Source organism: Chryseobacterium sp. SG20098 (assembly GCF_031844745.1).
GTDB lineage: Bacteria > Bacteroidota > Bacteroidia > Flavobacteriales > Weeksellaceae > Chryseobacterium > Chryseobacterium cucumeris.
The window spans coordinates 4,435,267-4,454,143 of sequence record NZ_CP134622.1 but is presented as its reverse complement, the minus strand read 5'-3'; the positions used below and the strand labels follow the sequence as shown (position 1 = coordinate 4,454,143).

Sequence of the window (18,877 nt, the reverse complement as noted above, 5' to 3'; positions counted from 1 at the left end):
GTATATACTCCTGCTTTTAATATCATAAAATGAATTTTTTAATGTTTTGTGTATTCCGGTTGTTCTGTTGGAATTCTTGATGGAGTAAAGTACTCATTAAGCCAGTAGAAAGTCTGTCCGTTCTGCTGAATTTTTACAGCCGGATTGTTTCTGTTGGCAAGCATTCTGTCCGCTAAGTTTTTATAATGCTGGAAATAATTCTTTACCGTTTCACTAGGAACAACTTTTGATTTTTTCCAACCTTTCAGCTTATATTTAGCCATCAGTTCTTCTTCAGAAAGATCAAATCCTGTACTCATTCCGATAGCGTAAGACATTGGCAGCTCATAAAGTGCTCCTTTATCTAAGAATTTTATTGTAGGATTATATTTCTTCAACAGCTTTACATATTCTTTCACCGCTCTTGCCTGATTAAAGTCTGCACGGTCCGCCTGAGTGTTTCTGTAAACTTCAGTGTAGAATGCTTTTAAGTTATCATATTCGGATTCAGAAATAAGGATTCCCTTTTCTATTGCCGGAGTATAATCTTTCAGATCTTTTGGAATATATCCTTTCACAAGGAATGGACTTCCGTAGTTGATCAGCTGTGCAGCAATTCCGGCAGAAACAGGATTGGTAAGCCCTGGATACAGATATTTATATTTCAGATCTACATCTGTTCTTCCTGCGCCTACCGATGAATGAAAATATTCATTCAGAGATTTATCAACAGTCTGATTGTCTAAAGTAACCTGCGCAATAAGGCTGTCAACAGATTTTTTCAGGAATCCCGGAGTGGTAATATCTCCTTTTTTAGGGAAAATAACGAATCCCTGAGACATACTCTGCTTAGGATAAGCTAAAGAGAAAAATCCTTCATCACCTTCCACAAGGTTGAAATTATTTTTGGTAAGCACATCATATTGGTTGATGATCTTCTGCTTTTTAAGTTCAGCAATATTTTTAGCTGTATTGGTTACCACATTTTCTGCCATCAATACAAAATCATTATAAGTATCAGATGATCTTGCACTGGTCTGGAACATGATTAACCTTGCCTGAGCCTGCGTCAATGAGCTGATTACACTGTACATATTTCCGCTCTGGTTAGCAGAAGTACCTACAGTCACTACAATATTGGTTTCATCAGGAACATTTGAAAGAAGATTTCCAGCTGCAGTAAGAGCTTCTCCTACCGGCTGATAACCATTGTTGCTTGCGCAGTTCATTTCATTTGTTTTCTGATCGATAAACGAAGAAATCTTGCTGTAATCTGTACTTAAATTGGATACAGAAATATTCTCCCCACAAGGATTATTTTTATATAAAACCACTCCATATTTAACATTACTAAAATAAGATGGTTTTTCAAATCTAAGCTGCAGGTCCTGTAATAATGATTTTACAATAGGTGCATAAGGTGCATTGGCTGCACTTACATCTAGCGCGAAAACAATATTGATATTTTTATCTCTTTCCGTGATTTCTCTGTAACGATCAAAATAGATGGGTTCTCCCAATACATTGGATACAAAGTTTTTGCTGTAATCTAAAATATTGGTGAAATATTTTGTCTTTGAATCAGGAGTTGGTGTTTCTTCTAAAGGGAGATTTACCGGGAAGATATTTTCAAGAGGAGTTCTCTTGTTTACATCAGTAAGAAGAACTGCGGTTTTGTTGTCAGCATCAGAAGCTGATCCACCTGGATGCCCTTCATGAATTCCCAGTGTTGTATCATTAATTCCTGTTGTATTTTTTAGTTTGATTGCAGAACGTTCTCCCCAGCTGGAAATTACATTTGAGCTTACCCATCCGTAAAGTCCTTTGTTGATACTGTCCATATCAACAGATGGTTTTTTACCTACCAGGAAACGTTTGTTATTTTCAGCCATCTTGTATACGTAAACAATTTGTCCGTTAGGAATTTTCACGTTGGCTGTTTCAATAAGGCTTGGTGAGTTGAACACCATAATAGAGTCGTTTTTGTAGTATCTTTCAGCATTTCTGATGACTTCGCTGTTATTAGGGACTACTGCGACTCTTACAGGATAACCTGTTTTTTCGCTTTTTAAGGCATTATTCCAAAGAAGGAGGTCAGATTCCTGAATCCAGCCGTATGTTTTGACTGATTTTGGGGAAACTTTTTTCATTAAAGCATCCGGAACATATTCCGCTACTTTTACCATTCCGTCTCTATGTTTTAAAACCATTAAAGGTTCAAGGAATTTCACTTCTTTGTAAGACTTCTCATCATCTTTATCCAAATAAGCTGTATTTCTGGATCTGTCTGAAATAACAATCCATGGCACTGACTTTTTTGGATATCCGTTAACGACAGGTGAAGCATCCACCTGCCCATATTGTGAAGGCTCCGGGGTTTTCTTTGACGGCAGTTTTACCTGGCAACTCGTCAATAATACTGATAACCCTATATAATATGCTGCTAGAGGAAATTTATTTTTCATCCTATTTAATCTTTTTATGATTGGCACATCCGTAAGACCGGACGAAATTATTTGCTTTGATTAATATCTACTTTAGTTACACAGTTCTGCGTATCATCCAGGTTTACTTTTACCGTCTGGATTACCGTATTTTTATCAAACTGAAGGCCTGCACAATACATGTAGAAGTTATTCACTTTGCTGTCATTTACTTTTACCACTGTATTTTCATTGTTACACAGATAAGTTTTCAGCAGGTAATTGTAATGCATATTGAAACTGTTTCCGTTGGCAATCTGCTGCAGGTGATATTTAAAATCATTGTCTACTTTGGCATAAGAGTCTTCTACTGAAACTTCATCTTCTGCAAGAGCATCATAAGCCGGAAGAATTTTGATACGGTGATAGATAGGATCCTGGCTTTGTTCTGTGTAAAGAGTCACCAGATACTCTCCAGGTTTTTTATAGGAATAGATGGTAAATTTATCCTTCGCATCTGTATTTCCAGACTCACCGAATTTCCATGCAAACTGTTTTGCATCAGAAACAGCGCGGAAAGTCACATTTTCATTTTGCATCGCCTGACTCACGGCTTCGATAGTCGTTTTTGTCGTTGCAGTATCTTTAGGTTTCTGAACGCTTCTTGCGCCTACCATTACAGGGAAAGATTTCGTGTACTTGTTGTCAACGATCAAGCTTACCTGATAGTACCCTGGTTTATTATAGAAGTGAATACCACTGTTTTTATCTGAAGTTGTTCCATCTCCGAAATTCCATCTTTTGGTTTTCGCAAACTGGGTTTTATCTTCGAATAAAAGTGTGTCTCCTACCGCCAATGAAGACGGATAAACCACCCCAACAATATCATCGGCTGAGTGTATTACCTTTTTCTGCAGCCACAGAGCAACCAATGCGGCGATCAGCAAAGTTGCAATAACACCGATAATAATGTTTTTCTTGTTCTTTTGAAAATAATTCATAGTTAGTAATTGTGATGTGTTTTATTTAAAGTTCCTAGTATTTATTGCTTACTGCATTCTTGCTTTCAGATCTTGCTCGCGCTGATAGAGCTTATTCTGCTTATCTTTAAATCCGATTCTGCATTCATCTACCTGTTTCTGGAAAATTTTAATGTCTTCAGAGGTGGTTGAAATGACTTTTTTGTCATCAAAATACATTTTATAAAATTTTGCGATCTGTGGATAAGCATCTTTGCGGATATCCACAACGTCAGTACTATTGAAATAGCTGTTAAGGTCGTTAACACCCAGCTGGATATTGTTTTCGATGAAAGGCTGTGGCCCGTCGTCCGTAAGTTTGGTAATCATGGTATACGTACTGTCCATGATAGGAAGAACAACTTTCTGGTGTTGTTCAAATTCGGCTTTCTGCTCAAGATTCTGAATTCCTCTTACATCTTCATCAGAAAAAGGAGATACAAATCCTTTTAAAAAGATCACTCCCAAAAATAACATTGCAGTTACCAGCATCAGTATTAAATAAAAAAACTGATAATGCCTTTCTTTCTTCGATAATGTGATTTGTCCTTGCATATCTTTTCTTTTTATCTTCTTCTACTTCCTGTGAAATTTCTCGTAGGGTCTTTCCGAAGTTCATTATTGGTCACTTTAATCTTACCCATGCATTCATCAAGATCCCGTAAAACGGTTTTTTTCTGATACTCTACTTCAATGATCTTGGCTTTTAAAGTCATCATCGGTACAATTTGCTTCATCAATAAAGCATAATGTTTAAAGCTCTGCACACTGTCTTTCCCCATAATGTTTTTAGCATCTCTCACATTATCCATAATACTGGTTCTGAGAAACACTTCATTCTCCACCTTATTAATGCTAAGCTGGTTCATTTTGTCGTAAATATCATCAATGTGATCCTTAAGCACGTCACTTCGAAGCATCAGTTCTTTATAAGCTTCAGCTTCACGGCTAATCCCTTCGCGCTGTATATCATAACTCTTAAAGAAGAGAAATAAGCACGTAAAAGATACAACCGACAAAACAACAAATGACAGAATAAACTTCCAAATGCCCGTTCTGACGTCAGATTTGTTTAATTTTTTTTCCCTGTTAGAAGACATAATTTGCGATTTGTTTGGCCTGTGAAAATATAAAAAAAAAATTTTATGCACAATACGTAATTTCCCCAACCCTGTTTCGTGAAAACCCTGATTAAATTAATATTAATTTTCACTTTGATAAGTTTTTCATAAATTAGACCTCTGAATTTTAAATATCATTCGCCAAATCGATATTAAGAATGAGTAAAATATTATCTAATACCGTACGTTTTTCCATTGCAGACAGTGATTTTTATTTTAAAAAAATAATGATCAAAACTCTTATGGAAAATCCTTTCTATATGCTTCTGAATGATTGTAACAATGGGCATGAACTGGTAAACAGAATCTACAGAAGACAGGAAGATGTGTTCATTATTGAACTCTTCATGCCGGTATTAAGTGGAATTGAAGCTATTAAGTATATCAGAAAAAACAATACTGAAACCCCTATTATTACGTATTCCGGCACTTATCAGGAAGATATGGCGGAAATCCTTTCGAAGATTCCCAATATCTATTACTGTCAGAAAAAAAGCACCATTATAAAGGATATTATTAAAGGAAGTATTGCGTCTGACGACTTCGACTATCAAGCTTATTCCAAAGAATGGGAACAGCAACCTCTTGCTGTACAGGAATACATGGACAGGCAGAAAAAAGGACAGGAAGAGCTGTCACCGGCGGAAATACAACTTATGAGATTCTGTTATGAAGGATTCAGTAATAAAGAAATTGCAGAAAAACTTAATCTGAGTACCAGGACTATAGACACTTATATCAACAGGCTAACAGAAAAGCTGGGCTTAAAGACCAAACTTCATCTGATACGCTTCTGTGTAGAAAACGGATATTATAATTCCAGTTTATAAAAAATTTTGATTTCACTAAAAAAATCAATTCCTCGTGATGTATGAGGACAGAGAAGAGGATTTCAAAATATTATAATCAATATTAAAAAGTACTGTAAAGCCTGCTATAACCAGCATTTATTAAATTTTGTTCACCAAATTTCTGTACCTTTATCCGGCTGTATTATTTTATTGTTAAATAATCTTCACCACACCTTAATATAGTGTATACACAAAAAGTCCAACTCTTTGAATAAAAATATTTTGCCACTAATTTGCTAGTATTCAATTTTTTTAACTAAATTTGCACACCTAAAATTTAAAATTAAAATAAGGAAATGACAAAGGCAGAATTGGTAAACACCATCTCAAATAAGTTGGGAACAGAAAAGAATGAAACACAGAAAGTTGTAGAAGCTTTTATGCAGGAGATCAGAACTTCTATGTATAATGGGGATAACGTTTATCTAAGAGGTTTTGGATCTTTTATCATTAAAACAAGAGCTGCTAAAACAGGAAGAAATATTTCTAAAAACACTGCAATTGAGATTCCTGCTCATAACATTCCTGCTTTCAAACCTTCAAAATCTTTTGTTGAGAAAGTAAAAACTAAAGTTGCAGTAAAATAAGAACATTAACTGAATATTAACTAGTTACTAAAAAATTAAAATTATGCCAAGCGGAAAGAAAAGAAAAAGACACAAGGTTGCGACTCACAAAAGAAAGAAAAGAAGAAGAGCAAACAGACATAAGAAAAAATAATCTCTTTTTCTCGAGATTTACAATATAATAATATAGTTGGTGGATTTAAATTTTTAAAGTTCACTAACTATATTTTTGTTTGCAACTATAAGATTCCGCGGAAAACGGAGGGTTTCAAATATTATTTTAATAAACATATAATGGTTTTCATTCAAAATCCTTATATTTAATAGATGAATTAATCGATAAAAAACATCCACTTCCTATAATCTTAACAATTTTATCTTATTAAAAAATGAAGAAAGAACTAATAGTTTCGCATGAAGATGATCTTACAAAGATTGCGCTGCTGGAAGACGGAAGACTATGTGAACTTCATGAGCAAGAAGACAAAAGCGATTTTATAGTTGGAGATCTGTTTATAGGAAAAGTAAAAAAACTGGCACCCAATCTGAATGCAGCATTCGTCAATATCGGATATGACAAAGATGCATTTCTGCATTATCAGGATCTGGGACCTCAGTATCTTACGTACAGAAAGTTTTTAAAAGATACTATTTCTAAAAAACAAAGCACTTCGAGCTTAAAAAATTTCGAGATACAACCCGAAATAGACAAAAACGGAACGGTAGACAAAGTAATTGCCAAGGACGATCTTGTTCTGTTACAAATTACCAAAGAACCTATTTCTACCAAAGGTCCAAGAATTTCTACCCAGATTTCATTAACAGGGCGTTTCCTGGTTTTAATTCCTTTTGACAATAAAGTTTCTATTTCCAAAAAGATCAGAAGTTCTGAGGAAAAAGAAAGACTGAGAACCCTTATCGACAGCATTAAACCTGAAGGATTCGGAGTAATCATCAGAACGGTAGCAGAAGGAAAAAAAGTAGCAGACCTGCATAATGACATGAACCAGCTGGTTCAGAAGTGGGAAAGCACTTTCAAAAACATCCAGAGAAATAAAGTTCCGTCTAAAGTTTTAAGCGAAGAAGACAAAGCTTCAGCTATTCTAAGAGACAATTTTAATCAGGATTTCGTGAATATCATCTGCGACGATGAGCAAATGGTCAACGAAATGAAAAATTACATTGAAGTAATTGCCCCTGAAAAGAAAAACATTGTCCAGTTTTATGATTCTCATATTCCACTTCTGGAATATTACAATGTTGAAAAACAGCTTAAACAGAGCTTCGGAAAACACGTCAACATTCCGAGTTCCAAAGGAGCTTATCTTGTTATTGAACACACAGAAGCACTTCACGTAGTAGACGTCAACTCCGGAAACAATATTACTACCGGAACTGCTGTCAACAAAGAGCATGCACTGAAAGTGAACAAAATGGCTGCTACAGAAATCGCAAGACAACTTCGCCTCCGCGATATGGGAGGTATCATCGTTATCGATTTCATAGATATGCCGAATTCTGATCACAGAAGAGATCTTTACGAGCATCTTAAAGAGGAAATGAAGCGCGACAAAGCACGCCACAAAATCCTTCCTCCAAGTAAATTTGGTCTGATCCAGATTACCAGACAGAGAAACCGTCCGGAAAAACAGATCGACACCAAAGAAGAAAACCCGAACAAAGACGGAGAAATTGTAGCTCCTATTGTTATCGTGGAAAGAATGGGTGAAACCTTAAGAAATATCCTGCAGAAAGAAAAAGGAAAAATCTACCTGCACGTACACCCATTTGTGGAAGCCTACCTTACAAAAGGCATTAAAAGTATCCAGATGAAATGGTTTATCAAATACAAAAAGTGGGTAACCATTGTTCCAAGGGATTCTTTTAAATATTTAGAATACAAAATCTACAATGCCAAAAAAGAAGAATTGATAGAATTCTCTAATTAAAAAATTTAAAACCTTCAGTTGTACTGGAGGTTTTTTCGTTTTTATAATGTATTGCAAATATAGAACATGATTAATAATTTAAGTTTTGCCTCAAGACAATGGACGATTAGATTATTACACTAGGCGGGCTAAAGCCCACCCTATTGATATCCAGATATATAATAGTTGTTTAACAACAATATCTTTTATCTTTTATCTTTTATCTTTTATCTTTTATCTATGAAAAACCATCATTACAAAATTACCGTCCAATGGACAGGAAATAAAGGAACAGGAACCAGCGGCTATAGAGACTACGAAAGAAATCACACCATTTCAGCAGAAAACAAAGTTGTGATTGAAGGTTCATCAGATCCTGCATTCCGTGGTGACAGAACAAAACATAATCCGGAAGACATGCTGTTATCTTCACTTTCCTCCTGTCATATGCTATGGTATCTTCATTTTTGTTCTGAAGCCGGCATTATCGTTACAAATTATACTGATGAAGCGACAGGTACCATGGTAGAAACAGCCAGTGGAAGCGGTCATTTTACAGAAGTAACTCTACACCCAACAGTAACAGTTGCTGAAGAATCTATGATTAAAAAAGCAGAACAACTTCATCATAAGGCCAGCGAATTCTGCTTCATTGCCAACTCCGTTAACTTTCCGGTAAAGCATATCCCTACCACGTTAGTTAAATAGTACCACATTTCAAAATAACGTTTAAAAACAACGATGAATAATAGATTTCAACAATAATAACTCCAAAAAACTCCACAAAAAGAGAATCATTTAGCGAAAAATCAATAAAAATAATATTTTACCATCAATAAAAACATAATAATTTGAAATTATTTGTCAATTTTGTTTAAAATATGAAGTTTTTTTCCTATTTTTATATAAACAAAATAAACCATGATGAAACCAAAATTGACTATTTTTGATGAACCGATGCTCTATACAGAAGGATTATCAAGACTACTTACTCAAAGCAAAATTTTCAGTACAATTGATATTTGCAATTCTCTAGAAAACCTCTCAAAACATTTAAAAGAAGAACCTCCGGAAATGCTTGTGATGAGTTCCAACATGCTTATGCTTTCAGAAATATGCAAGCTTGTGGAGACTATTATTGCAAAGCATAAAAATACCAAGATTACTATCATTGGAAGTTCATATGATGTGATTGACATCCGAAAACTCTTCAATAAAGGTATTAAAGCTTATCTGGATAAAAATTGTTCCTATGACGAATTTCTTAAATCCATCAATGTTTTACTTCTTAATGAGATCTATATCTGTGATCAGGCAAAGGAAAGAATGATCAATTTTATTAGTAATGAACAGGGAAAACCCAACCCTCACATCAAAGAACCTCTCACCCGCCGCGAAATGGAAATTCTCAAACTGATCTGTGACGGATGCAGCAGTAAAGATATATCAGAAAAATTATTTATCAGTATCAATACGGTAGAAACACACAGAAAAAGAATTCTTTTGAAACTCAATGCGAAAAACTCAGTCGGAATTGTAAAATATGCGATCGAGAATCATATCATCGACTGAAAGACTTCCATGAATCACTCAAAAATTCCAGGCTTTAGAAAGTCTGGAATTTTTTTTACTTCTGATTTTAATTAGTTCTTCAGTGAAATTTTTATTGTTACCTATACTCAAAGTCTGTAGAATAAAAAGTGAGGCAGAGAAACTAGAGACAAAACATGAAAAACTTATTTAATTAATTCTAAAAAATTGATCTCTAATGGTACAGATATGATCTCATACCTCACTTTAAAACTAAAACCTTGGACATTAAATATTGTATCTTATTCATAATCCGGCATTTCTCCATTACTAAACAGTGTTGCCCTTGTCATATCGGTCAGCGTACTACTAAGGTCAATGACCATTATATTCCTTTGAGAAATATTGTCGTTGGAGGTATTCATGAATATAATCTGAGCATTATTTGGTGAGAACCTAGGATCGAGGTCATTCGTTCCCAGTACTTTTTCGCTTTCTGCAGAAATATCACTCACAGCATCTGTAACAAGGTTATAGATAAAGATATGTGAATCCAGCTGACGGTAATTTCCACTTCCATCCAAATATCCGGACATATCACGGGTAAAGAGAAGAAGCTGTCCGTCTACAGAGAAGTTTAAGCCTCCGCTGGCACCTGCAGTACCTGACAATACCGTTTTAAGAACAGCACCATTTATATCTATTACATAAATTTTAGTATTGTATCCGTTATAATCATTGGTTTTCAATGCTATTTTACTACCATCATAGCTCCAGTCACATTCGGAGATCAGGCTTCCATCCGGAGTTGTATAGACTAAGCTCAAGCCACTTCCATCTTTATTAATTCTGTACAACTTATTAAAATTGGAGTAAATAAGCTCCTTACCGTTGGTACTCCATGCAAAGTCCATTTCATAGTTATTAAAGCCTGCAACAGCAACCGTTGTTACTTTAAAAGGATTGGAGCCATCCGGATTGGCAGTGTAAAGATGGGTACTTCCTCCTTCCGTACGAAGGAATGCAATGAGACCTGCATTATTGTTTTTACGCGGTCGCCAACTGTTGTAGGAAGAACTGGTAAACTGGAAGTTATTTCCCTGATCATCACTGGAAATAATCACAAAGTTTCCATTTTGTTTCTGAACGTAATGATACCTGTTGGCCGGAACTGTATTGGTAGTAAATTTACTGATAGAGCTTAAAACTGGCTGGTGAATGCCGTCCGAAACAGACACCTGCCAGAAGTAACTTACACCAAACTTCAGATTTGAAAGCGTATAGTGGTTTGCTGTCAAATCATTAACCTGAATCACATTAGTGTCAAGATTATTTTTAATGGTCAGACTGTATCTTAATACATCTGCTGTATCGGGATCTGTTGCGCTCCAGGTTAATTCGACGCTCAAAGGTTGATTTACTGCGTTATCTATCGGACTTAGCAACTGTGGTGTAGCGGGAGGAGAATTCAATGAAGTATCATCATCCATCTCAAAAACTACCGTTACCACCTGATTTTGATTTTGTATATTGACTGACTGAAAGCTTGTGATATATCCTGAAAGTTCTGCTTTTACAGAATAATTCCCTATCGGCATGGCAGCGATTTCAAATGAACCGTCTGTACCACTGAAAACCGTTTGTGTCGTAGGATTTGTAAATATCTTCACATTAGAAAGCGGCACATTGCTACCCCTTTTCACGACTTTTCCTTTTAACATTCCTGTTTGCGCCTGTTCTACAAGGTCTTCATTGCATGAAAACAGACAAAAAGCAAAGATGAATATGCTGAATATTTTAATTATAGTTTTCATAGTTCGTGTTTTTATTTGTTTCCGAAGTAAAAGTTGATTCCTATTCCAAAGCGCAAAGCCTGATCTTTTCTTTTCCCATTAACAAGGTCTTCCCAGTCGTCTTTGAAGCCAAGATCATATTGGGCTGAGGCTCTCAGCGAAAAATTCTTGCTGATCATATATTCCAGCCCGCCACCAAACTGTGCTTTATATTGAGGTTTATATTTTGAATACAACGCTCCTGCTCCACCATACACAAATGGACTGAATCTGTATTTCGGAAAAAGGATGTATTCCAGATTCACTTCAGGACCATAGTAGTTTCTTTTCACAATATTTGAATTTTCAAGCGTAAAGTAGCTTGCGTTCAGTTCCATATTCAGATAAGGAGTAAGGAAATATTTAAGCCCAATTTTTCCACCAACATTCATTTTAGGACCTACATAGTCATCTTTAACTTTCTGTCCTTCAACGTTGGCAAATATGGATACTTTCTGTCTGTAATCCTGCGGATATCTGCCTCCAACAACTCTGTCATTATTTTGCTCCTGCTCTCTGTTATATTCATTAATTAAGCTTTGATATCCTCCATTCTCATCTATTGCCTTCCCCCATATTTTATCTCTGATTCCTTCAACAATCAGGGCTTTTACTGCTTTTTCTATTGCTTCTGTTACAGCGAGCTGAACAGGTTCGTTTTGAGTCAGACCTACCTCAGCTTCCAGTAATCTTTCAGTATCAATATATCTGAAAAAACTTCCGTTAACACTGGTTGAAAGAATGGTTTTAGAAGTATAAACCGTTTTAAGAATTTCTCCGTTAAGTGTAGAGACAGCGCGGAGATAGATGGTAATTCTGTCCTGGCGGTACTGTGTGGAAGCTCCGATTCCGAAATACCTTGCTCCAAGTCCTCCGGTCAGAATATTGCTGTCGTATGAGATAACGCCGCCTTCAAGAAGAATTCCGGCGTATAAAAGAGGTGGAAGTGATTGATTGTTTTTGTCTGCATCCTTGATGTATTCCTGTCTGGTGGAACGGATGATCTGTCTTTCATTGAGAAGATTAGCGATGTTTTCCCTTTCAATAGGGACAAACCATCGGCTGTCTTCTAATGCTTTGATAAGAATGGTTGTAGTTCCCTGAGGGACTGCCGTACTCCAGTTGTTTCCATTTTCGGAAGGTTTATACTGGCCGGTCTGGTCTCTGAATTTGTAGACTCCTATTACAATTTTCTCTTTGGGAAGCGGAAGATTTTTTAATTCTGCGGTGGAAGATGTAACCTCTCCCATTGTTGGTTTTTCGGGATCCGAAGGTAAACCAAATATTGAACTACAGGCCTGCAGAATGCATAGCAGGAAGGTGCAGAAAAAGATTTTGGTATAAGTGTAGGTTGTCATGGTAAGTTTATTTTTAGTGATTACCTATTTTGGAATTACGATCTCGGACTGATCGCCATTGCTGGTATCCAAAATATTGATTAAAAGTCCCTGATTAGTATTGGTAATTTGTAGATAAAGGGAACCGAAAAGATAATTTCCGGGTTTTATGTTTCCATCACCAAACTGTTCTTCAAACAGTTTTCGTGAAAGCTCACTGAGGATCTGCCTGTTAAGACTCTCAGTAAAACTATCAAGAGAGTTCACCCGATCCAGCAAATTGCTGAAATCATTTTTTTCATCAAATGGGTTTTGGGCATTAGCAGAGCTTAAAAGCCACTGGTAATTAAATGTATCTCCTCCAAAGGCTGGATTTACCGGCTTATAGACGAGCTGCTGAGCTTTTCCGTAGAAAATACCCGCAATACATGTCAAAATAATGATAAATGTTTTCATGGCGGACATTTTTAATAGATGAATTCATTTTTAATAAGATTTTTCTTAGCATTAAATTCTTTGATATATTTTAAGCTATAGCTTAATTGTTCTTTTAAATAATCCTCTGCCGGATTGGTCATAAAACTGTAAATAATTTTATCTTCCATCTGAATATTAATCTGACCACTTGTTCCACGGAGAGGAAGTTCTGTAATAGTTATTACGCTACTGCTTTTATCAGGAAGCTGACTGTACTGCATGTAAAACATATCATAAAAGTCTTTTCCTACTTTGGTTTTTGTCTCATCAATAGTAAGTCCTCTGAGTTCGTAAGCAGCATCTTCTTCTATCTTAGCTGTTTTTTTTTTGAAAAGATCGCTGTTCAGTTCAACACTGTCTTTGGCAATCAGCTTCTGGGTTTCTTCATCCCTGATATAAAGGAAAGCTTTGAGAGCATCTTTTGATTCAAGATTCACACTGATTTCCGATAATACCTTTACTTCATTGGGATTGACGGAAAATTTACCGTTCTGCTGGTTGTTTGAAAGATTTCCACTATTGCCTTTTTTAATGGAAATCAAAAGGTAATTCAGTTCTTTATATACAGCAGTGTTATTGATTACGACTGCTTTCAATCTGACCTGGTTTTCAAGGACACTACTCTCTATCCTTGCGTTTACTTTCTTATCTTCCTGCCCATAAACCCATACAGACAGAAAGGTAAAAAATGTACCCAAGCTAAGGGAATATAAAAGTTTCATCATTTGTGTTTTAATAGTTTCTCATGAAAACTGTCTTATTATCTCCCTTTACATTAATCTGAATTCCATCCGAAATACTGTTGCTTCCTGTAACATCAATAATATTATTGTTTCCCTGTGCAGTAATGGCAGCTTTTGTTTCTTTATCTGTAAATGAATTGATAAAATATAGTGTATTGAAATCTCCCAGCTGTCTTACTATAATATTCGTTCGGGTATTTAGGGAAAGTTCGGCATTGTTATAGTCTCCTATCTGGATGATATCGGATCCATAAGAACTCTGATCTGTCTGTTGTCTGGCTATAAGATTAAAGATTGTATTGCTGTTGACCTTATCCCAGTCTATTTCCTGTGCATGTATTGGCAACATTATGAAAAGAGCCAAAACACTCCATTTTAAGTTAAACATAGCCTTAGTATTAAAATTACATGATAACAAAACGGAGAAAACCGAAGGGTTAAAAAAGGAGAAACACTGCAGTTTCTCCTTTACAATTTCTAAGATTTACAGTATGTTGTTATAGGGCTTAATTTGACTGATTTACAATCATTGAGTTTCCATTACCCATCTGAGTTCCTACATGAACATGGCCAAGACCGCTCTGAGCTACCCAGGTAAAGTTACCATTACCCATCTGAAGATCAAGAGCTGTGTTGGAATCTCCTATCTGGAACTGATAAAGCTGGTTAGCATTACCTATCTGTACTCCTGCAGAAGTGTTGTTATCTCCTACCTGTACTGAGGCCGCAATATTACCATTTCCTGCTTGAATATGAGTGGCACTGTTGTCATCACCATCCTGATACTGAACAAGAACATTATTAGCTCCTATCTGAAGTCCGCTGGCATCATTTCTTCTTCCCAGCTGAACCTGATAAGCGTCATTCCCAATACCCACCTGAATAGCAGAAGCATCATTTCTTCTTCCGTCCTGATATTGGAAAACATAGTTTCCTAATCCAATCTGTACTGAAGAAGCATCATTTCTTCTTCCGATCTGAGTTTGTTCTGTAGAGTTAAGTACTCCTAATTGCCAAGTTGAAGCAGAGTTTCTGTTACCCATCTGTAACACTTCATTTGAGTTTCCAATACCCATCTGATCTACATCTACAGAGTTTCTGTTTCCGATACTTTTTGCATTATTGACATTTAAAATTCCTACCTGGTCAATATCTGCAGTATTACGATTCCCTGTCTGTGTAAGAGAATTGATGTTCAAAAGACCTGTCTGGTCTACTGTAGCAACATTTAAGTTTCCTGTTTGAGTAGTCACATCAATATTGAATTGTGCGAATCCGAAACTCATTGCGAATAGTGTAAGTACACCTGTAAGTAAATTTTTCATCTTAGTAAAAATTAATTGGTTAATAGTAAGGCAAAGGTAGCTTCCCCGTCAAAATGAAAAACCACCATCAAAGTGTAAATTTTGAAAATCACTGTTTCCAGTTGGACAAGTCATTATTTACCGTTACGGAAAAACACCATCACAACATATTGATTTACAGTAAAATCCATCAATAGTGAATATTAATATTTATGCAAGGATGATTTCTTCTAAGCAAGCCCGATTTTTTATCTATTCAAAACATCACAATTCAGGGTTTTACGCTATTTCTTACCCAATCCTTTCAAATTTATTTTATCCACCGAAAATCAATTTTATATTAGAAATTCAAGACTGAAAGTGAAATAGATTGCATTTTATCATTCATGATATCTTATTAGGTTTAATAAGTAAATATTTCTGGCTACGATGCGGTCTTTCTCATAGGTTAATTAATGTTAAGGCACTTATTTCTTCAAGATATATTGCTAAATTTGAGCTATGGAAAATTTTGGAAAAGATTTATTAAGAAAAATAAAAAGCGTGGAACTTCCCGGTGAACACGCCCATGGAGTATTCTCGCCTCCCTACCGTCCCGTTTTTACTTATGATGAAGTATTGTCAAAGAATCCCAAATTTGCGGCAGTCAATATTGTTTTATATCTGAAAGACAACGAATGGTATTTTCCATTGATTCAAAGAACGATTAATGAGCACGACAGACACAGCGGGCAGATATCACTGCCTGGAGGAAAGCGTGAAGAAATGGACAGAGATTTTGCAGAAACCGCAGTTCGTGAAACCTCTGAAGAAATCGGAATAGATAAACATTATGTAAGGATCATCAGAGAAATGTCTCCTATCTATATCCCGCCAAGCAATTTTTATGTGTATCCCTATATCTCTTATACCAAAAAGAATCCTGCTTTTGTTCTTCAACAGACTGAAGCTGTGGAAACCATAGAATTTCCCATCACTTCCTTTTTAAACCTGTCGGATACCCCGGAGATTATGGCTCTGCCAAGCGCAGGCGGACATGATGTTCCTGTCATTAATTTCAACGGATATATCATTTGGGGTGCTACAGCCATGATATTAAGTGAATTCAGTCAGTTGCTGAAAAAAATGTAACTTTGCACTACCGTGTTTAATTTAGAGATGGCGAAGAAAAATATTTTCACCGATGCATTCGGAACTCCTTATTTTTTGAAAAGGTTTATTATTTTTATTTTAGGAATTGTTTCTTACAGAAGATTCAATGGCTTTAATAAGTTAAAAATAACCGGTACAGAACACCTTGTGGATCTTCCGGACTCTAACGTACTGTTTGTATCCAACCATCAGACCTATTTTGCAGATGTGGCGGCAATGTATCATGCCTTCTGTGCTGTGAACAACGGATATTTAAATACAATAAAAAACCCGATCTATCTGTTGAATCCGAAGATCGATTTTTACTATGTGGCAGCAGAAGAAACCATGAATAAAGGTATTCTTCCCAAAATTTTCAAAATTGCCGGAGCTGTAACGGTAAAAAGAACATGGAGATCTGAAGGGAAAAATGTCAACAGAATGGTAGACATGAGCGAGGTAGATAATATTATGAAAGCATTGGACAATGGCTGGGTAGCTACTTTCCCTCAAGGAACTACATCGGCTTTTGCACAGGGACGAAGAGGAACTGCCAAACTGGTAAAAAATCAGCGTCCTATTGTAATTCCAATCAAAATAAACGGATTCAGAAGAGCTTTTGATAAAAAAGGACTCCGCGTAAAGGTAACCGGTGTAAAACCTACGATGGAATTTAAAGCTCCTTTGGATATTGATTATGATAATGAAAAAGCACCGGAAATTTTATTGAAAATTATGACTGCTATTGAGCAGACAGAAGATTTCAATCTATTACACAGTTATGATGAAGAACTTAAAGCTAAAAAATTAGAACAAAAGGACTCAAATAATTAAAGTAAATTAAAAATTATGAACAAAATACTTGGAATCCTATTCGCAATCATAGTATTAGTTTCATGCAACAGCCAAAAGGTATATTCGGATTTTGACATCAGCTATTCGAAAAGCGGAGGTGTTGCTCCTATTTATGAAAATCTTCTTATCAAAGGAAATAATGTACACTACTCTTTTGAAGGACAGGGAAAGAAATACAAACAGGATTTTAAAATTTCTGATGAAGATTTAAAGAAACTGGATCAGGTTCTTTCTCAGAATAATTTCAGGAGAATACAGGAAGACCGTAAAAAATTGTACGACAATATTTCAACGTCCATCAACGTCAAGAAAGGTCCCAATGAAGGCAGTAAAACGGATGCCAGTATGATCATTCCGAATTACAAGACCAACTGGAACAATATTCTTGATGCTTTTCAGCAGATCATTAATACTAATGTTAAAAAACAGTAAATACAATTGAAAACCCACTTCATTGCCATTGGCGGAAGCGCCATGCATAATCTCGCCATCGCATTAAAAGACAAAGGATATCAGGTGACAGGTTCTGATGACGCTATTTTTGAGCCTTCAAAGTCCCGATTGGAAAAGAAAGGAATTCTGCCTCAGGAAATGGGCTGGTTCCCGGAAAAGATCACTTCGGATATTGATGCAGTCATTCTTGGGATGCATGCACACCAGGATAATCCTGAGCTGGCAAGAGCAAAAGAACTGGGCTTGAAAATATATTCTTATCCTGAATTCCTCTACGAACAGTCTAAAAATAAGACAAGAGTTGTCATTGCAGGATCACATGGTAAAACAACCATTACTTCAATGATTCTCCATGTTCTGAATTTCCATCAGAAAGATGTGGATTTCATGGTAGGCGCCCAGCTTGAAGGTTTCGACTGTATGGTAAAACTGACTCAGGATAATGATTTCATGGTGTTGGAAGGTGACGAATATCTTTCATCTCCTATTGATCTTCGTTCGAAATTTTTATTGTATCAACCCAATATCGCTTTAATGAGTGGTATTGCATGGGATCATATCAATGTATTCAAAACATTTGATGATTATATCGAGCAGTTCAGAAAGTTTGTGGCAAGCATTACAGCAGGCGGCGTTCTGGTGTACAACGAAGAAGATCCGGAAGTCGTAAAAGTAGTGGAAAATGCAGAAAACTATTTCAGAAAGATCCCTTACAAAACTCCTGAATACGAAATCAATAATGGTAAAGTATATTTAAAAACGGAAATGGGAGATGTTCCTCTTTCTGTTTTTGGAGCACACAACCTGCTGAACCTTGAAGGAGCAAGACATATCTGTCAGCAGTTGGGAATTATGGATGAAGATTTCTATGAGGCAATCATGAGTTTCAAAGGCGCATCCAAGCGTCTTGAAAAAGTGGAAAGAGAAGATAAAGGAATTCTTTACAAAGATTTTGCTCATGCACCAAGTAAGGTGAAAGCAGCTGTAAAAGCCTTCGCAGAGCAATTTAAAAAGGATAAGAAATATGGATTCCTGGAGCTTCATACCTACTCAAGCTTAAATCCTGCTTTCCTTGAACAGTATGACCATGCTATGGATGGTTTGGAGGAAGCCATTGTTTTCTATTCTGAAGACGCATTGAAGATCAAGAGAATGGAAGCTATTTCTCCTGAGTTTATCAAAGAAAAATTCAGGAATGAAAATCTAAGGGTTTTCACCAATGCTGAAGATCTTCATACCTACTGGAATACATTAGATAAAACGGATGGTGTTTATCTGATGATGAGTTCCGGAAATTTTGGCGGATTAGATTTAACAAAATAAATAAA

At 36.0% G+C, this 18,877-nt stretch carries 19 protein-coding genes; 9 read left to right on the top strand and 10 right to left on the bottom strand.

Going from position 1 to position 18,877, the window contains the following annotated elements; all coding sequences use genetic code 11:
• Positions 1-38 precede the first annotated feature (38 nt).
• Genes tssR through tssO form a run of 4 tightly spaced genes read right to left on the bottom strand, consistent with a single transcriptional unit; the run spans position 39 to position 4,521 of the window.
• A complete protein-coding gene (tssR, locus tag RHP76_RS20530) occupies positions 39-2,444 on the bottom strand; it encodes a type VI secretion system protein TssR domain-containing protein (RefSeq protein WP_062675340.1) in 2,406 nt (801 codons plus the stop codon).
• A gap of 47 nt (positions 2,445-2,491) precedes the next feature.
• Positions 2,492-3,403, bottom strand: coding sequence for a PKD domain-containing protein (locus tag RHP76_RS20525; protein WP_062675341.1), 912 nt, complete (start codon positions 3,401-3,403; stop codon positions 2,492-2,494).
• Positions 3,404-3,451: 48 nt separating this feature from the next.
• A complete protein-coding gene (locus RHP76_RS20520; RefSeq protein WP_034697149.1) occupies positions 3,452-3,976 on the bottom strand; it encodes a type VI secretion system transmembrane protein TssO in 525 nt (174 codons plus the stop codon).
• An 11-nt stretch (positions 3,977-3,987) separates the two neighbouring features.
• Positions 3,988-4,521, bottom strand: a complete 534-nt coding sequence (gene tssO / locus RHP76_RS20515) for a type VI secretion system TssO (protein ID WP_311228920.1) — start codon at positions 4,519-4,521, stop codon at positions 3,988-3,990.
• Between the two features lie 179 nt (positions 4,522-4,700).
• On the opposite strand from tssO, the gene RHP76_RS20510 reads away from it, so the two are divergent.
• The 5 genes from RHP76_RS20510 (at position 4,701) to RHP76_RS20490 (ending at position 9,459) form a co-directional block, all read left to right on the top strand.
• On the top strand, positions 4,701-5,372 hold the full coding sequence (locus tag RHP76_RS20510) for a response regulator transcription factor (protein WP_120233558.1): 672 nt from the start codon (positions 4,701-4,703) through the stop codon (positions 5,370-5,372).
• Between the two features lie 317 nt (positions 5,373-5,689).
• Complete coding sequence (locus RHP76_RS20505) at positions 5,690-5,980, top strand: HU family DNA-binding protein (protein WP_002984212.1); 291 nt, start codon at positions 5,690-5,692, stop codon at positions 5,978-5,980.
• A gap of 368 nt (positions 5,981-6,348) precedes the next feature.
• Positions 6,349-7,908 (top strand): Rne/Rng family ribonuclease, encoded by a 1,560-nt coding sequence (locus RHP76_RS20500; protein WP_062675344.1) that lies wholly within the window; start codon positions 6,349-6,351, stop codon positions 7,906-7,908.
• Between the two features lie 219 nt (positions 7,909-8,127).
• On the top strand, positions 8,128-8,595 hold the full coding sequence (locus RHP76_RS20495) for an OsmC family protein (protein ID WP_082798822.1): 468 nt from the start codon (positions 8,128-8,130) through the stop codon (positions 8,593-8,595).
• 213 nt (positions 8,596-8,808) lie between these two features.
• Positions 8,809-9,459: a response regulator transcription factor gene (locus RHP76_RS20490; protein ID WP_228436889.1), complete on the top strand. Its 651-nt coding sequence runs from the start codon at positions 8,809-8,811 to the stop codon at positions 9,457-9,459.
• Positions 9,460-9,719: 260 nt separating this feature from the next.
• On the opposite strand, the gene RHP76_RS20485 is transcribed toward RHP76_RS20490, so the two are convergent.
• The 6 genes from RHP76_RS20485 to RHP76_RS20460 all read right to left on the bottom strand — a co-directional run bounded on the left by RHP76_RS20485 (position 9,720) and on the right by RHP76_RS20460 (position 15,131).
• Complete coding sequence (locus RHP76_RS20485; protein ID WP_123278827.1) at positions 9,720-11,231, bottom strand: carboxypeptidase-like regulatory domain-containing protein; 1,512 nt, start codon at positions 11,229-11,231, stop codon at positions 9,720-9,722.
• A gap of 11 nt (positions 11,232-11,242) precedes the next feature.
• A complete protein-coding gene (locus tag RHP76_RS20480; protein ID WP_311228919.1) occupies positions 11,243-12,607 on the bottom strand; it encodes a CsgG/HfaB family protein in 1,365 nt (454 codons plus the stop codon).
• 24 nt (positions 12,608-12,631) lie between these two features.
• Complete coding sequence (locus tag RHP76_RS20475; RefSeq protein ID WP_062675648.1) at positions 12,632-13,042, bottom strand: curli production assembly/transport component CsgF; 411 nt, start codon at positions 13,040-13,042, stop codon at positions 12,632-12,634.
• Positions 13,043-13,053: 11 nt separating this feature from the next.
• The gene (locus RHP76_RS20470; RefSeq protein WP_228432378.1) at positions 13,054-13,788 is read right to left on the bottom strand and encodes a curli-like amyloid fiber formation chaperone CsgH; all 735 of its coding nucleotides are present in this window, start codon (positions 13,786-13,788) and stop codon (positions 13,054-13,056) included.
• Positions 13,789-13,795: 7 nt separating this feature from the next.
• Positions 13,796-14,194, bottom strand: a complete 399-nt coding sequence (locus RHP76_RS20465; protein WP_062675348.1) for a hypothetical protein — start codon at positions 14,192-14,194, stop codon at positions 13,796-13,798.
• 118 nt (positions 14,195-14,312) lie between these two features.
• On the bottom strand, positions 14,313-15,131 hold the full coding sequence (locus RHP76_RS20460) for an RIP homotypic interaction motif-containing protein (protein ID WP_311228918.1): 819 nt from the start codon (positions 15,129-15,131) through the stop codon (positions 14,313-14,315).
• Between the two features lie 480 nt (positions 15,132-15,611).
• Between RHP76_RS20460 and RHP76_RS20455 the strand changes: the two genes are divergently transcribed.
• The 4 genes from RHP76_RS20455 to murC are packed head-to-tail and all read left to right on the top strand — an operon-like array spanning position 15,612 to position 18,872.
• A complete protein-coding gene (locus RHP76_RS20455; RefSeq protein ID WP_034697165.1) occupies positions 15,612-16,241 on the top strand; it encodes an NUDIX hydrolase in 630 nt (209 codons plus the stop codon).
• A gap of 27 nt (positions 16,242-16,268) precedes the next feature.
• Complete coding sequence (locus tag RHP76_RS20450; RefSeq protein ID WP_062675350.1) at positions 16,269-17,075, top strand: lysophospholipid acyltransferase family protein; 807 nt, start codon at positions 16,269-16,271, stop codon at positions 17,073-17,075.
• Positions 17,076-17,090: 15 nt separating this feature from the next.
• On the top strand, positions 17,091-17,528 hold the full coding sequence (locus RHP76_RS20445) for a hypothetical protein (protein WP_311228917.1): 438 nt from the start codon (positions 17,091-17,093) through the stop codon (positions 17,526-17,528).
• A 6-nt stretch (positions 17,529-17,534) separates the two neighbouring features.
• On the top strand, positions 17,535-18,872 hold the full coding sequence (murC, locus tag RHP76_RS20440) for a UDP-N-acetylmuramate--L-alanine ligase (RefSeq protein WP_123278830.1): 1,338 nt from the start codon (positions 17,535-17,537) through the stop codon (positions 18,870-18,872).
• Positions 18,873-18,877: the final 5 nt, after the last annotated feature.

Coding starts and splice junctions, on each gene's coding strand:
- RHP76_RS20460 (WP_311228918.1), bottom strand. CDS start 15,131: ATGAAAAATTTACTTACAGGTGTACTTACACTATTCGCAATGAGTTTC.
- RHP76_RS20465 (WP_062675348.1), bottom strand. CDS start 14,194: ATGTTTAACTTAAAATGGAGTGTTTTGGCTCTTTTCATAATGTTGCCA.
- RHP76_RS20450 (WP_062675350.1), top strand. CDS start 16,269: ATGGCGAAGAAAAATATTTTCACCGATGCATTCGGAACTCCTTATTTT.
- RHP76_RS20520 (WP_034697149.1), bottom strand. CDS start 3,976: ATGCAAGGACAAATCACATTATCGAAGAAAGAAAGGCATTATCAGTTT.
- RHP76_RS20445 (WP_311228917.1), top strand. CDS start 17,091: ATGAACAAAATACTTGGAATCCTATTCGCAATCATAGTATTAGTTTCA.
- RHP76_RS20500 (WP_062675344.1), top strand. CDS start 6,349: ATGAAGAAAGAACTAATAGTTTCGCATGAAGATGATCTTACAAAGATT.
- RHP76_RS20495 (WP_082798822.1), top strand. CDS start 8,128: ATGAAAAACCATCATTACAAAATTACCGTCCAATGGACAGGAAATAAA.
- RHP76_RS20505 (WP_002984212.1), top strand. CDS start 5,690: ATGACAAAGGCAGAATTGGTAAACACCATCTCAAATAAGTTGGGAACA.
- RHP76_RS20480 (WP_311228919.1), bottom strand. CDS start 12,607: ATGACAACCTACACTTATACCAAAATCTTTTTCTGCACCTTCCTGCTA.
- RHP76_RS20490 (WP_228436889.1), top strand. CDS start 8,809: ATGATGAAACCAAAATTGACTATTTTTGATGAACCGATGCTCTATACA.
- RHP76_RS20525 (WP_062675341.1), bottom strand. CDS start 3,403: ATGAATTATTTTCAAAAGAACAAGAAAAACATTATTATCGGTGTTATT.
- tssR (WP_062675340.1), bottom strand. CDS start 2,444: ATGAAAAATAAATTTCCTCTAGCAGCATATTATATAGGGTTATCAGTA.
- RHP76_RS20455 (WP_034697165.1), top strand. CDS start 15,612: ATGGAAAATTTTGGAAAAGATTTATTAAGAAAAATAAAAAGCGTGGAA.
- RHP76_RS20485 (WP_123278827.1), bottom strand. CDS start 11,231: ATGAAAACTATAATTAAAATATTCAGCATATTCATCTTTGCTTTTTGT.
- tssO (WP_311228920.1), bottom strand. CDS start 4,521: ATGTCTTCTAACAGGGAAAAAAAATTAAACAAATCTGACGTCAGAACG.
- RHP76_RS20475 (WP_062675648.1), bottom strand. CDS start 13,042: ATGAAAACATTTATCATTATTTTGACATGTATTGCGGGTATTTTCTAC.
- RHP76_RS20510 (WP_120233558.1), top strand. CDS start 4,701: ATGAGTAAAATATTATCTAATACCGTACGTTTTTCCATTGCAGACAGT.
- RHP76_RS20470 (WP_228432378.1), bottom strand. CDS start 13,788: ATGATGAAACTTTTATATTCCCTTAGCTTGGGTACATTTTTTACCTTT.